Origin of the sequence: Bacillus sp. BHET2 (assembly GCF_005938125.1) — a bacterium.
Taxonomy (GTDB): domain Bacteria; phylum Bacillota; class Bacilli; order Bacillales; family Bacillaceae_B; genus Rossellomorea.
Window position 1 is genome coordinate 337,055 of sequence record NZ_VCQN01000002.1, and the last position, 14,667, is coordinate 351,721.

The window sequence follows — 14,667 nt, forward strand, 5'->3', positions numbered from 1 at the left end:
ACCCAACTTCTCATTGTACAAAAATGCGACAATGACTTCATTGAAAACGAATAACGACATTTAGCCGTCAATCATTACTATGAATCCTTACTGGATTCAGTTCACAATTGAAGTTCAGAGGTGGTAAATACTTCTAACGAATTAGGAAGCTTGCAGCCTTGTGACTTCCCTCTCTGTGAATGGAATAGGAATATTGTTATCCTCATCATAACCTATGTTTATTGACTTATTATGTAGGTATTATAATCGGTTATGTTTTGAAAAGCAAGAGGAATCGGCAAACAGTCTATTCATTCGCAAGATCCCACGAAGGATAAAGAAGTGTATCAGGAAAATAACTTAACGGTAACAAATCGACCCGTTCTTCAAAAATATTCTGAAGCGTCCTGATTAATTGATGGTCTCCGTTTCCGTAGATGAAAATCTTTGCAGGAGCAAGGGAAAGTAACGGTGCAATTGTATACGAATCAACGTATAATGGGTGGTTCGTAAGCAGGCGTTTATCAATCGCTTTCGTCAATTCCTGCCTGGATATCTCTTTCATATCTTCATCAAAGAAACGAAACCCATATCCTGTTGAATAAAGATGAATCGTCCTCATCTTCAGTTCCCTAGAAGCCAGATACTCCCTCAGCATATGAACAAACATCTGATATTCCTGCTCCATCTTGTATTCTTCGATAGCAAGATCCACGACTTTAAGCAGTCTTTCCTGGAGTTCCTTTAGTCTGAACTTGCTGAAAGAATCAAATGATATCGGGGCTTTCCCCTCAAGCAACAGCTCCAGGCTTCCGTGGACATACCTCACCTCGTCCCACTCACTGATCAACTCCATCAATTCAGGACGTTCCCCCATCCTCATCTCTGATACGATTTCTAATATTTGATTGATTTCATGACTATCTTCATAGAAGTACTGTTCTCTCAAGAGGAGTTCTGACCAGTCCATGCATTTTTCATTTATGACGAATTGGGAAACCCCGTGGAATAGTTTTTCTTTTTCTTTAAAGAAAGGGGAAACTTCTATAGATAGATTATAGTGAGCTTTATGTTGAAAAAGCGTTTCGTGAAACCATGATTGGATGAATTCTTTATTGAGGTATTCTTGAAGCTTTAACGCATCTCTTTTTTGCTTGAAAATAAATTCAATCAAACTTTACCGCCTCCTTAAACCCAAATCCCTGATTTATATATATGGGAGGCTTGTATGAATTAGAAGTTTATCAGGGAATTTAATTTTCTCTTTTCTTAAACTTAGTTGTTCTTGAAGTGATAATTAGGCTCTGTCCTATCAGGTGAACGTTTGAGGAATGTCGATTTCCATCAAAAAATCTAAAACAAATACATCTACAGCAAAAAGAGAGGATAATCCGTGGGGACGTCCTCTCTTATAAACTATTCTCTTCTGTTTCTCCCATCGATCAAAACGGGTTGGGATAGGTATTTGATCCGCTCCATGATTCGTGCGGCTTTTAGTTTTTCTTCTTCTCCTCTTTGACTGTATGTTAAGTGATGAGTCAATTCGTTGAAGTTGAAGTTGGATGTGAAGAAGGTCGGCAGGTTCTCGAGCATTCTGTACTGGAGGATAGTGCCTAGGATTTCATCCCTTCCCCAACTGGACATGGTTTCTGCACCGATATCATCTAGCATGAGGATCCGGGCTGATTTAACCATCTCTAATTTTTCATTTACAGAGTTATCGCCCAGTGATTGTTTGATTTCCCGGAAGAATTCGGGAACGTATACAATCAGGGAGGCAATCTTCTTCTCGGCAAGTTCATTGGCCATAGCACCTAACAAATAGGATTTGCCCACTCCGAACTTCCCGTAAAAGTATAAACCCTTCATTTTTGTTCCTTCTGTATAATTTTCCACAAAATTCTTCGCTAAGCGCACAGCCTCTAAACGGCTCTTTGAATCAAGATCAAGGGTCTGGAAGGAGGCTTGTAGTATATCCTTTGGCACATACAGACTTTTGATGAGACGCTGTGAGCTCGTTCGTTCATCATGAATGACTTTTCGAGGGCAGCGGTGGTATTCGATATCAATCGTGCTCCCTCTTATGACTAAATGAGGGTCATACCCCTCCATCATATTCTTACATTCCTCTAAAGAAGGACAGTACCGGCATTCTTTACTTTGAGAAATGTATTCATAAAGCTTCATCAAGCTTGCATTGACCATATCATTTGTTACAAGTCCTTCGTTCTTCCGGATAAAATCTTTTACATCATTATTTTCGAGGATCTCTTTTTTCATTTGCTCATATCTCTGTTGAAACGAACCAGAAGTCGCCAACCTTTTCAGGGTGTTGTTTATTTTCTCCACCGCTACGTTCACCTACTTCCGAAAATTTTTGAGCTCTTCTTCAAGTTTTTTCTTTTCTGCTTCGAAATCGTATTCTTCCACCGGGGAATCGGTTTCTTTGGCCGTCTCCTCTTCCTTGAACCATTCAGGAAGTTTTTCCGTACGAATCGGCTTTCGTCGCCTGTTCGATTTCGTTTCCTTTTTCCCTTCAGCCCATTCTTGATACTGCTTGTGTTCCTTTTTCGCTAAAACCATCGCTTCACTTGCTGTGGTCACCTTTTTCCTTGACCAGTGGGATGCGATTTTCTCCATATATCCCTTCGTGAGCTTCATATCCGTTTTCAGCAATACATATTGAACCAGGACATTCATGACACCAATCGGTAACTTCTGTGACATGAGGACTTCTTCAACAGCCTGGAGGTCTGCCTTAGAAGGAGCTCCTCCATTTGAAATGTCCGATAGAACATCCTTCGGCGAAGTGGTTTCCAGATATTCAATAAGCTCTTCTTCTTTCGAGAGGGATTTATCCGATTTCACAGGTGCTTTATGCTCGATTCTTGTCGTCAAATCCGGCAGTTGATCACCTGATTGCAATCCATACCAATCTCGTGCGGTTTTACGAAGTAATTCCACATCAATGGTATCATCAGCATCCAGGGAGCTTAAGACGATATTCTTCATTTGAAGAGGATCGATACCGTATAAATAGCTCAGCTTTAATACGGTTTCCTTCACATGGGGTGTAAAAGCTCTACGGGGAACCATCGATTCGGATAGTCCTGCCAGTAGTAGCTGAAAATCAAAATCAACTTCATCCAGTGAAAGACCATCGTTCTTCCCATATTTCAAATATTGTTCACCTGATTCCGTTGCAGAATCCACATTGGCATCATGGTGAAGAAAGTTAATTTGCTCAGATGTAAATACATCCTGAAACGAACGGGTGATGTTTGTATACTGCTTCTTATCTACAGATACGTCCGTAAAAAATTTCTTTAAGCGTAAATAATGAGTACGCCCTATTTTACGATAAAGATATACATTCAGCATACCATCATGAAAGAATTCCTCGGGAGTCAGGGGGGGCTGCAATTCATAGAGAAAGCTGCGTTCTTCCCCGTCCCTTGTTTCATAAGCCTTTAATAACCCAATCCCCTCAAGCTTCATCCTCGCCTCATACACGTCCTGAAGGTTGACTGACAGAACGTTCATCAGATGATAATGGGTGGAATCTGTCGACCACAGGCGGTTCTCTTCAACCTCTCCCCATAAACTCGTATAAAGACTGTAACAAACGGTACCGATTAAAGGCTGATATAAGAATGTAATGATTTTCCGATCATATTCCTGAAGCATCCCATTTGTCCCTACAGTGTAGTGATCGATTGGTTGTATTTCATTCCAATGCTTCTTCATCATAGTTGGATTCTACCTTTCATAAAAAACTCAGGAAAATCTTATTGTTGATTTTCCTTACGAACTAAGTTGATTGGTCCGGGAACCTGTTTAACAAAGGAAAAGATAAAGAGAAAAGAGCTAAAGAATTCCATCTTCAGCTCATTCTACTACTCTTTTTTTATTAATTCCTTTAGTTCGTCTATAAACACATTAATATCTTTAAACTGTCTATATACAGATGCAAAACGGACGTATGCCACTTCATCTACTTTAGCTAGGTGATCCATGACCATCTCGCCGATCTTCACGGATTCCACTTCAGATGCACCTTGATTCCGAAGGTCTTTCTCGATATCCGTTGAAATCTTTTCTAATCTTTCAAGAGGGACAGGACGCTTCTCACATGCCTTGATCAGTCCTCTTAAAATCTTTTCTCGACTAAACTCTTCTCTTACCCCTTCTTTTTTCACCACAATCAAAGGAAGCTCTTCAACCTTCTCAAAGGTAGTGAAGCGAAACGTGCATTCTTCACACTCTCTCCTTCTTCTGATTGAACGTCCTTCATCTGCAGGACGGGAGTCCACTACTCGTGTACCATTATGCTGGCAAGACGGGCATTTCATAATATCAGCTCCGTTATAACATACTATTACCTTCATCATATAAAAAAGCCGGGACATACACAAGCGTATAAAGGATTTACCGTTATTTCACTTTTTTCATGTCACTGTCGAGTCTCTGATAATAATGGTTAATTTGTGCCTTTAAGACGGTATATGTACCAAAGATTTTCCCTTTATCTGCGCTGATTTTAAAATCGATTGCCGTTTCGGATGGTCTAACGGTAATGACCGTAGCAACAATGAACAGTTGAGGCATCCCATTTTTCCGGACTGTGATTTCCCCTCTGTCTTTCGATTGGGAAATCACTTCATACTCAGATGATGAGAATAAATCTAAAACTCCATTAAATGCACCTTGATGCATGGACTTAAAATAGCGTGTTTGCAATTCCTTATCCTCATGTGCGTCAGACGTCTCACACTCTGATTGAAATCGTTTTAACAAAGTTCTTATTCCGCTCATATAAAGTTCCTCCCTTTATTTATCCTTATTTTACACGAAAGAGACAAGATTGGAAAATAAGAGAAAGGAGACGGATAAATATAAAAAAAAGATAAATATAAAAAAAAGAGATGCATGAAACATGCATCTCTTTCGGGTTATTATCGATTAAAGGGCTTGAGCCTGAGACTTTTTCACTTGTACCGGACCCATTCCACGTGGTAATTCAATCGTTTCACGAGTGTCCGCACCTAGTGCCTCTGCAATATATTCAGCAGCGATATTAGGATCTAATTCACCGCAAGTATATACATCAATGCTTGCATAACCATGTTCAGGAAAACTGTGAATCGTTAAGTGTGATTCAGAAATGATCACTACTCCACTTACACCTTGAGGAGCAAATTTATGAAATGCCACCTCTCGTACCTCTGCACCTGATTTAAGCGCAGCATCTACGAATGTTTTTTCAATACCTACTACATCGTTTAATTTTTCAAAATCGCAACCCCATAATTCTGAGATTACATGACGACCCATTGTTTCCATTTTCGTATTTCCCCCTTTGACATCATTTTTTTCGTCAAAATGAACGCATCCTTTGGCAAAATCTTAATTACCACGGGGGAAAGTTAGTCCGAAGAGGTCCTAACCCTTTAAGTAATTAAATCAGTATTCATTTGCTAATAAGAAGTTCACGAAAAATAGTATACTTTGTTTAAATCTCTTTTGCAATAAATTTCTTTAAACTTTTTCAGATGGGAATGGACCTGTTGTTTTGACATTTAGGCATAAAGAAAAAGAACGCGTCAGCAAAGACACGTTCTAAGGATAGGGCTTATTGTTTATGTTGATTCTTTCAAACGTTCACTTCTTGTTTTGCGTTCATTTTGGTTGCCACAAATTTAGCCAGATCCACAACGCGGCAAGAGTAGCCCCATTCGTTGTCATACCAGGCAAGAACCTTCACTTTTCGATCCCCCATAACCATCGTGGATAATCCATCAATGATTGCTGAATGTGGATTCGTATTAAAGTCGATTGAAACTAGTGGCTCTGTCGTGAATTGAAGGACACCATTTAAAGAACCAAGAGAAGCTGTAATGAATGCTTCATTGATTTCATCTACTGTTACGTCCCTATTCACATCAACAACTAGGTCCACTAACGATACGTTCGGTGTCGGCACCCGTAGTGCCATACCGTGAAGTTTCCCGCTTAACTGAGGAAGAACCAATGATAGCGCTTTCGCGGCACCCGTCGTTGTAGGGATGATCGACTGCCCGCATGCTCTCGCTCTTCGCAAGTCTTTATGTGGATTGTCGATATTTTTTTGGTCATTCGTATAAGCATGGACCGTCGTCATGAGACCGTTTACAATTCCGAACTGCTCATCTAACACCTTCGCAACAGGCGCTAAACAGTTCGTTGTACATGAAGCATTGGAAATCACACTGTGTTCTTCTATATTTAATGCGCTTTCATTTACGCCCATCACAATCGTTACATCTTCATTTTTACCAGGTGCCGTCAAGATGACTTTTTTGGCTCCTGCTTCAAGGTGTAGACTTGCTTTGTCTTTAGAATTGAATTTTCCTGTTGCTTCGATCACGATATCAATATTTAGATCGTTCCAAGGTAATGCTTTAGGATCACGATTGCTCAATAGTAGGACACGTTTACCATTCACGATGAGTGCGTCCTCTTCAGTTACTACATCTGCCTGAAATGTACCGTGATTTGTGTCATACTTTATTAGATGTGCTAATGTTTCAGCCGGGTAGCTTGCGTTAATGGCTACAACCTCTAAGTCATCCTCTAATATCGCTTTTCTGAAAACCATTCTTCCGATACGCCCAAAACCATTGATTGCAATTTTCGCCTTCATAAATCCGGCTCCCCTCTATATTAATGTTATACTTATATGTTTATTTTCTAAAAATAGTATAACATATTTGGAGAATTAGTTAATAAGTATTTTGCGGTTTTTAAATGTTTTATAATTCTGACAAATGAGCTTATTGAATGTATATTTTTGTGGTTTCAATTCATACATGTTTTTCATGGCTCAGGGCTTATCCATTCTATTTTCTATAAGCAAGTGCTCGTTGATTTCATCTCAAGATTGCTCGCTTCCCCGGGGAGGAAGTCGAGCCTCCTCGACGTTCCGTCTCCGGGGTCTCGACTTTTCCTCATTTCCCGCAGGAGTTAAGTGCCTTCCGCTCCAATACACTCTGTGCTTCTATATACAAGTACTATTCAACTTATTCCGGTCGTAAAGTCTTGGAATACTAGAGCACCATTAACAATTCTTGTTATGCATAATATAAAAAACCGACAAGCTGTATTCTTGTCGGTAAATTGTTATGCTATGGTTTCAATTCCCACTCCACTAAAAGGGCATCTAGCTGTCTCTTAGTTTCATGCAGCGATCCGTTGTTGTCGATGACAGCGTCGGCTAAAGTAACTTTGTCTCTTAGGGGATATTGGGAAGCGATACGGGCTGCTGCGTCTTCATGGTTGTAGTGATTTCGCTCCATTAATCGTGACAATTGGGTTTCTTCGTTGACGTATACGACAAGGGTGCGTTCTACCATCCAGGTCAAGTCGCTTTCGAATAAAAGCGGAATGTCCATGAAAATGGTATTTTTCCCGGCTTCTATTGCTTCATCCTTATGCTGTAGCATCATTTTTCTGACAGCTGGATGAACGATGCCGTTCAGCACTTTTCTTTTTTCGTCTGAGTTGAAGATGATCTGACCGAGTTTTTCCCGATTGATGGTAGCGTCTGGTTGATGGAGGATGCCCTCTCCAAATTCCTCTACAATCGCAAGGTAAGCGGGCTGACCGACTTCTACTACCATTCGGGCAGCCAAGTCAGCGTCGATGATCGTATATCCTTTTTCATTCAACATCGTGGAAACGGTACTCTTGCCACTCGCGATTCCACCTGTTAATCCTATAACACTTGCCATGATCATTTCCTTTCCGGCACATTAAAATCTCAGGATCCCTATAAGGATGAGCAATACTCCCGGAAGAAATGACACACGGTGAATCCACCGTAAATGAGAGAAGAATTCTCCCATCTTCAATCCAGAGAATAAGAACGTAAAGCTCATCACAAAGATCGCTAACGTTAGTAATAGGGGTGAAAAATGTAATAGTGCTGCGCCAATTCCTGCTCCGAACGCATCCAGTGACAAGGCGATTCCCAGCATAAATGCTTCAATTCCGGTAATCGTACCCGATTTATCAAAGTCTGCCGTCAGGGGCTTTCTTAAAATTTGAATCACTAAGCCTATCGATTTAATTTCAAAGTTAATTAATGTTTTTTCATGTGATAATGCGGCTTCCTTTTCCGGTCTGAAAAACTGGTAAAGAACGGCCGCTCCAATCACGACAAGAATCATGCCACCAATTCTGCCGGCCCAAGCCGGTGTGATGATGGACCCGAGGGTTTGACCAAGCAACATGGCCAATAATAGCGAGCTTGCTGAACAAATCGATATGATGCTGATTGATTTTGCATGTATTTTCACTTTTCGTAATCCGTAGGTTAAACCGGTGCTGAAACTATCGAGACTCACAGCAAACGCCAGCAGTAATAAGGAGATTGTTTCACTCATCTAATAGCCCTCCCAGAAATCATTACAATACTATATGGTAAGGGCTTATCAGATGTTAAATGTTCTTTCTACCGTTGGCACTGAGGACAGTAATGAGTCCCTCTTCCTGCGGAAACTTTTTTCTTGATGATAGCACCACAGTTTCTGCATGGTTCATCTTTGCGACTATACACGTAAAGATTCTGTTGAAACATCCCCATTTGGCCTTGGGAATTCACGTAAGATCGGATCGTACTCCCGCCCATTTCTACAGCTTCGGTTAGCGTTTCTATGATTTGTTCGTGTAATCGCTCGACCTCTTTCCGGGAGAGGGCTTTTGATTTCCTGTCTGGATGGATGCCAGCACGGAATAGGGCTTCGTCCACATAGATATTCCCCAACCCTACAAGGACCGTTTGATCTAATAACGTCGCTTTCACAATTCTTTCGGTTTTACCCAGTTTTTTTGTTAAGTAGTCCGCTGTGAATTCTGGTTGGAAAGGCTCTGGTCCCAACTGAAGGAGAGGGAGATGAAGCAGTTCTTCCCCCTTCTTAAATACATGCATCGTCCCAAACTTCCGTACATCCCTGTACCTAAGTTCCGTGCCATCGGTAAAGTGAAATATGACATGGGTATGCTTTTCAACGGGATCCCCTTGATGCGACACATTATATTTCCCCTCCATTCTCAAGTGAGAAACCAGTGCCACATCATTTAAATAAAAGACCAAGAATTTCCCTCTTCTTCTCATTTCAAGAATTTCCTGACCTCTCAAGCTATGAATGAATTCCTCGGTTTCAGCCGGGTGTTTGATCATTTTCGGCCAGGAGACTGTAACATCTTTTATTTTCTTTCCTATTACAAGGAGCTCAAGCGTTCTTCTGACCGTTTCTACTTCAGGTAGTTCGGGCACTCTGCCACCTCCTTCAAAAAGGCTTTATTTCGCATCGTACCATGTTTGTCCGTAAGAATAATCAACCTTTAATGGGACTTCAAGCTCCATCGCATTCTCCATGACATCAGGTACAATTTTCTTCAGTATTTCAATTTCATCTTCTGGAGCTTCAAAGATCAATTCATCATGCACTTGCAATAATAGGCGTGATTGAAGGTTTTCTTCCTTTAAGCGGGCAGCCATATCAATCATGGCCTTCTTGATAATATCTGCTGCGCTTCCTTGGATCGGGGTATTCATCGCCGTACGTTCTGCGAAGCTTCTCAGGTTGAAATTACGACTCGTGATTTCAGGAAGATAACGGCGACGATTCATCAATGTCGTGACGTATCCTTTTTGTTTAGCATCCTGCACGATGTCATCCATGTATTCCTTAACACCTGGGAAACTTTCTAAATACTTCTTGATGAATTCACCAGCTTCTTTCCGGGAGATATCAAGGCTCTGTGAAAGACCGTAATCACTAATTCCATAGACGATTCCGAAGTTAACAGCTTTCGCATGTCTTCTCATATTGGATGTGACTTCTTCCTTTTCAACCCCAAAGACGTCCATGGCTGTTTTCGTATGGATGTCCATATCATTTCTGAATGCTTCAACCAACTTCTCATCCTTGGCAATATGGGCCAGCACTCGCAATTCGATTTGAGAATAATCGGCAGCAAACATTACCCAACCCTTTTCAGAAGGAATGAACGCCTGACGGATTTTTCTGCCCTCTTCAAGACGGATCGGGATATTTTGAAGATTTGGATCCGTTGAACTTAATCGGCCTGTTTGTGTCAGAGCCTGATTGAAGCGTGTATGAATCTTACTTGATTCCTTATGAACGACCTTCAATAACCCTTCCAAATAGGTAGATTGCAGCTTACCTAACTGACGGTAATGAAGGATATGATCGATAATTTCATGCTTAGGCTGAAGTTTTTCCAACACGTCGGCAGAAGTAGAATAGCCCGTTTTCGTTTTCTTAACAACCGGTAATCCAAGCTTTTCAAAAAGAATCACACCGAGCTGTTTAGGAGAATTAATATTAAAGTTTTCCCCTGCAAGTTCATGGATATTTCGTTCAAGTTCCTCTAATCGGTGTGCAAGCTCATCTTTCATAGTAAGCAAACGATCCTGATCCACCTTCACACCTGTAAATTCCATCTCGGCTAAGATAAGAGCCAGTGGCAATTCCAGGTCCATAAATAATTCTTCCAAGTCGTTTTCTTTCAACTCTTTAATGCACGTATTCTTTAACTCATGAAGAATGAATGCTTTACGAGCAAGGTGCTCTGATAAAACTTCAGTGGAAGGAACTTTCTGTTTCGCCCCTTTACCATAGATGGTTTCATCTGTTTCAATAGCAGGCTGTCCATGTCCTTTTGCGATGGAAGCAAAGTCTTCACTCGATTCTGCAGGATTAATGATATAAGACGCTAACAAAAGATCAAACTGAATCCCCTTAATATCTATCCCTTGTCTCTTTAACGCCACAACCGCTTCCTTCGAGTTATACACATACTTCGCTGCGCTTTCGTTCTCCGCCCATTTCTTAAACACCTCTGAATTCAAAGCTGTATCAAGGGTAAAGAAAATCGTCCCCTGTTCATTGTGAAGGCTCAATCCAATGACTTCTCCTAGATGATAATTTTCCTCAAGCATTTCGATATATAACGAGCTCTCATTTGTCAGATGTTTATCTTGAATGGTCTCGACGATTTCAAAGGAGATATCATCGAGCTCCAGAGGTTCTTCTTCTATGGACTCACCCATTTTCTCCAATAATGAATTGAATCCAAGATCCCGGTAGAAGTTCTTTAGTTGCGCTTCAAGGGTGCCTTCATATTGAAGCTCGTCCACTTTGATCTCAATCGGCGCTTCCCTGAGAATCGTTGCCAGTTCTTTACTCATAATCGCCTGGTCTTTATTTTCTTGAAGCTTTTCTTTTAATTTTTTCCCACTCACTTGATCAATGGACTCGAGAAGCTTCTCTAGGGAATCAAATTCCTTCAACAGCTTAATGGCCGTCTTCTCTCCTACGCCTGGTACTCCAGGGATATTATCAGAGCTATCCCCCATCAGGCCTTTCATATCGATGATTCGATCAGGAGCAATTTCCCATTTCTCTTTTATATGCTCGGGCGTATAGACTTCGATGTCCGTTATCCCTTTTCTCGTTATACAAACCGTCGTATTTTTGGTGCTTAATTGAGTTAAATCTTTATCACCGGAGTAGACCTTCACTTCAAACCCGTCCGCTTCCGCTTGTCGGGAAAGGGTACCGATAATATCATCCGCTTCATAGTTTTCTTTTTCATAACGTTTGATACCGTAAGCGTCCAATAGCTCTCGGATATAAGGGAATTGTTCAGATAATTCCGGCGGAGTCTTCTGTCTTCCACCCTTGTATTCCTTATATGTCTTATGTCGGAAAGTCGTTTTTCCCGCATCGAATGCTACCATGATATGAGATGGCTTTTCGTCTTCCAAGATTTTCTGCAGCATGGTCGTGAAGCCATACACTGCATTTGTATGTACGCCCTTATCGTTATTTAATAATGGCAGGGCAAAGAAAGCACGATATGCAATGCTATTCCCATCAATCAGTACTAATTTTTTGGACATGCAAGTCCCTCCTATAAAGGCTTCAGTTTCTCTACGTTTATTCTACCATGTTGGGGAATGAAAGGAAAAATGGGGGGACTATTATTCGGAGAGTGGAGGCATAGGAAAGGTACCGGCCATAAATAATATTAAATTCAAGTAGCACACTCCTAGAAATAACGATTTCTCGACAAAAGGATCATAAAACCTAGCAAGCGGATCATAAATCGGGATACCGGATCATAGTTCCGAGAAGTGGCTCATATATGACGAAAACCGGCTCATATATTTAGGGAGAGCATGTTTTTCCTCTCTGGATCTTCAACTTATGACACTCAACCTCCAATCTCCATTCAACTAGCCAAAAATCATCTAAATAAAGACTAATTTTATAAATACAGCATCAAAATAACGAAACAATCGAACGACTACCATCTCGAAGCTGCCGAGCACCAATACAATGCATCGCCTCCAACCGATCAACTTAAATAAAAAAAACTCCCGAAGAATGGGTACATCCACATTCCTCAAGAGTTTTCTCATTTATTCCGTATACCCCATCAACAATCTTGCGTATGGGGAATCGGATGGTAAGATGATGACCGTTTCATCATCCACTGTTTTCTTATATGTTTCCAGTGTTTTATACAGGTCATAGAAGCTTGGATCTTTAGAGAACGATTTGTTAAAAATTTGTGCCGCTTCTGATTCTCCTTCGGCACGGATCACATTAGCATCTGCTCCTGCTTTTGCAAGAAGTTCCTTTACTTCACGATCTGTTTCAGCCGTAATCCTTTGCTTCTCAGCATCCCCCTTAGAGAGATACTCCTGAGCTTTGGATTCACGTTCTGAAATCATACGGGTGTAGACAGAGTTTTCATTTGCTTCAGGTAAATCGGTGCGTTTCATGCGTACATCCACCACGACGATTCCATACCCATCCCGCTCCAGTAATTCATTCACCTTTTGCGTCACTCGGTCGTTCAAGCTTCCTCGTGAAGACTTTTCATCATTAATGATTTCATCGTACTCTAATTGGCCAAGCTCTGATCGAACGACAGAATAGATAAACTCTTCCATTTTCGTTTCGGCATTAATGACAAGTCGAGCATTTTTAATCATTTTAAGAGGATCTTCGATGCGCCAAACCGCATAATTATCGATGAGCATCCGCTTTTTATCCTTCGTATTGATCTCGGCTTCCGTTACATCATACGTCATTTGGTGCTTAGGCAGGGTCGTCACAGATTGGATGAATGGAATCTTATACTTTAACCCTGGGTCTTTGTCTATTCGTACCACTTCCCCAAACTGGCGGACGACTTTGTATTCTCCTTCTTTGACAATGAAGAGGCTCGTGAACAGGAGAAGAAGGGCGGCAATGAGAATAATGAGGAAGATGCCTACTTTCGTATATCGCTTCCATTCGACCGGTTCTTTCTTTTTCGAATTCATATCAAAGACGTTTTGATCACTCATTCTCATCACTTCCTTCCTTTTTCACCGGAGGATCCATTTGTCGGATAGGGAAATATTTCAACGTTTCTCCACTGTCCTTCATAATATAGATTTCCGCATCTGGCAGAACATTTTCCAGGGTTTCCAGCACGAGACGCTTCCTTGTAATTTCAGGATTGGATTTATACTCATTGTATAGTTTATCAAATACCGCTACATCCCCACGTGCCTCTTCAACACGGGCGATTTTATCCCCTTTTGCACGTGACATGACCGCGTCTTTTTCACCTAATGCTTCGTTCGTTCGCTGATTTCGGTATTTCTTTGCTTCATTGATTTTCGTGTTCATCGTTTCCCGGGCATCCGTCACAGCAGTAAAGGCAGACCTGACCTCTGAATTCGGCAGCTCAACATCCTGTAACTTCACTGCGAGAATCGAAATCCCGATGTCATAATCATCAATCAGACTCGTTAACAAGTCCCTAACTTCTGCCTCGATTTCCGCTTTACCACTCGTCAAGGCATCATCTATTAATGAGCTTCCGATAATACTTCTCAAAGAAGAAGAAGTAGCATCGTACAGAATTTCTTTCGGATTATCGGAGTTGAATAAATAGCTTTCAGGATCCGTGATCTTCCATTGAACCACGAGATCGGCGAGAACAATGTATTCATCCCCTGTAATCATTTTTGTTTCTTTCGGGAAGTCCTTTATCTTTCCATCCTTTTCTTCATATCCGAATTGAAGACTGAAGGTTTCTTTGGATAGTACTTCCACTGATTGCATTGGCCACGGCATTTTAAAATGAAGACCTGGTTCCACTACCGGTTCCCCCGCTTCACCAAATGTTAATACAAGAGCTTGTTCTGATTCATCAACGGTGTACCAGGAAGTTAATAATACAACAATTAAAATTATGGCTGCCAAAATCATACCTGCCACCATATAAACACGTTTCAAACTCATAAGCACCCTCCCTTTTCTTTCTCTATATCTTATTGTTTGTCTACTAAGATATACGGATTTATGCCAAAAAGGTTTCAGAAAGATTAAGAGAAGATGACAAGATGTGAAAGATTATGAATCTAATAGAACTTCCCACTTCCCACTAACCATGTTCATAAAGAATGAATCGCAACAAATAAGATGACCGCATTTTATCTGGACAAATTGACTATAAGCAGAACAAAGAAAGCGCTTACGGAATAATAAAACGAAAAGACGAGAACGGGGTTAGTTCTCGCCTTTTCTTAACACCTTGGATGAAGGGGTTTCACTT

General features: G+C 41.0%; 13 protein-coding genes. All 13 read right to left on the minus strand.

Features of this window, described 5'->3' with window-relative positions:
* Positions 1-286: 286 nt before the first annotated feature.
* Positions 287-1,153: a putative sporulation protein YtxC gene (locus FGG79_RS11315; protein ID WP_138778336.1), complete on the minus strand. Its 867-nt coding sequence runs from the start codon at positions 1,151-1,153 to the stop codon at positions 287-289.
* A 242-nt stretch (positions 1,154-1,395) separates the two neighbouring features.
* Complete coding sequence (dnaI, locus tag FGG79_RS11320) at positions 1,396-2,328, minus strand: primosomal protein DnaI (RefSeq protein WP_138778338.1); 933 nt, start codon at positions 2,326-2,328, stop codon at positions 1,396-1,398.
* 12 nt (positions 2,329-2,340) lie between these two features.
* Complete coding sequence (locus FGG79_RS11325) at positions 2,341-3,726, minus strand: replication initiation and membrane attachment family protein (RefSeq protein ID WP_138778340.1); 1,386 nt, start codon at positions 3,724-3,726, stop codon at positions 2,341-2,343.
* Between the two features lie 149 nt (positions 3,727-3,875).
* Entirely contained in the window at positions 3,876-4,331 is a 456-nt protein-coding gene (gene nrdR, locus FGG79_RS11330) for a transcriptional regulator NrdR (RefSeq protein WP_034757001.1), read from the minus strand.
* 82 nt (positions 4,332-4,413) lie between these two features.
* Positions 4,414-4,794, minus strand: coding sequence for a cytosolic protein (locus tag FGG79_RS11335; RefSeq protein WP_138778342.1), 381 nt, complete (start codon positions 4,792-4,794; stop codon positions 4,414-4,416).
* Positions 4,795-4,941: 147 nt separating this feature from the next.
* Positions 4,942-5,322, minus strand: a complete 381-nt coding sequence (gene speD / locus FGG79_RS11340) for an adenosylmethionine decarboxylase (protein ID WP_138778344.1) — start codon at positions 5,320-5,322, stop codon at positions 4,942-4,944.
* A gap of 310 nt (positions 5,323-5,632) precedes the next feature.
* Positions 5,633-6,661, minus strand: coding sequence for a glyceraldehyde-3-phosphate dehydrogenase (locus FGG79_RS11345; RefSeq protein WP_138778346.1), 1,029 nt, complete (start codon positions 6,659-6,661; stop codon positions 5,633-5,635).
* Positions 6,662-7,142: 481 nt separating this feature from the next.
* Positions 7,143-7,748, minus strand: a complete 606-nt coding sequence (gene coaE / locus FGG79_RS11350; RefSeq protein ID WP_138778348.1) for a dephospho-CoA kinase — start codon at positions 7,746-7,748, stop codon at positions 7,143-7,145.
* 21 nt (positions 7,749-7,769) lie between these two features.
* Positions 7,770-8,402, minus strand: coding sequence for a sporulation membrane protein YtaF (ytaF, locus tag FGG79_RS11355; RefSeq protein WP_138778350.1), 633 nt, complete (start codon positions 8,400-8,402; stop codon positions 7,770-7,772).
* Positions 8,403-8,470: 68 nt separating this feature from the next.
* The gene (gene mutM / locus FGG79_RS11360) at positions 8,471-9,295 is read right to left on the minus strand and encodes a DNA-formamidopyrimidine glycosylase (protein ID WP_138778352.1); all 825 of its coding nucleotides are present in this window, start codon (positions 9,293-9,295) and stop codon (positions 8,471-8,473) included.
* A gap of 24 nt (positions 9,296-9,319) precedes the next feature.
* Positions 9,320-11,950, minus strand: a complete 2,631-nt coding sequence (gene polA, locus FGG79_RS11365) for a DNA polymerase I (RefSeq protein WP_138778354.1) — start codon at positions 11,948-11,950, stop codon at positions 9,320-9,322.
* A 522-nt stretch (positions 11,951-12,472) separates the two neighbouring features.
* The gene (gene hflC, locus FGG79_RS11370) at positions 12,473-13,408 is read right to left on the minus strand and encodes a protease modulator HflC (protein ID WP_138778357.1); all 936 of its coding nucleotides are present in this window, start codon (positions 13,406-13,408) and stop codon (positions 12,473-12,475) included.
* Positions 13,401-14,354, minus strand: coding sequence for an FtsH protease activity modulator HflK (gene hflK / locus FGG79_RS11375; RefSeq protein WP_138778359.1), 954 nt, complete (start codon positions 14,352-14,354; stop codon positions 13,401-13,403). The genes hflC and hflK overlap by 8 nt, the downstream gene beginning before the upstream one ends.
* Positions 14,355-14,667: the final 313 nt, after the last annotated feature.

Coding starts and splice junctions, on each gene's coding strand:
- FGG79_RS11345 (WP_138778346.1), bottom strand. CDS start 6,661: ATGAAGGCGAAAATTGCAATCAATGGTTTTGGGCGTATCGGAAGAATG.
- ytaF (WP_138778350.1), bottom strand. CDS start 8,402: ATGAGTGAAACAATCTCCTTATTACTGCTGGCGTTTGCTGTGAGTCTC.
- FGG79_RS11335 (WP_138778342.1), bottom strand. CDS start 4,794: ATGAGCGGAATAAGAACTTTGTTAAAACGATTTCAATCAGAGTGTGAG.
- FGG79_RS11325 (WP_138778340.1), bottom strand. CDS start 3,726: ATGAAGAAGCATTGGAATGAAATACAACCAATCGATCACTACACTGTA.
- nrdR (WP_034757001.1), bottom strand. CDS start 4,331: ATGAAATGCCCGTCTTGCCAGCATAATGGTACACGAGTAGTGGACTCC.
- hflC (WP_138778357.1), bottom strand. CDS start 13,408: ATGAGTGATCAAAACGTCTTTGATATGAATTCGAAAAAGAAAGAACCG.
- coaE (WP_138778348.1), bottom strand. CDS start 7,748: ATGGCAAGTGTTATAGGATTAACAGGTGGAATCGCGAGTGGCAAGAGT.
- speD (WP_138778344.1), bottom strand. CDS start 5,322: ATGGAAACAATGGGTCGTCATGTAATCTCAGAATTATGGGGTTGCGAT.
- polA (WP_138778354.1), bottom strand. CDS start 11,950: ATGTCCAAAAAATTAGTACTGATTGATGGGAATAGCATTGCATATCGT.
- hflK (WP_138778359.1), bottom strand. CDS start 14,354: ATGAGTTTGAAACGTGTTTATATGGTGGCAGGTATGATTTTGGCAGCC.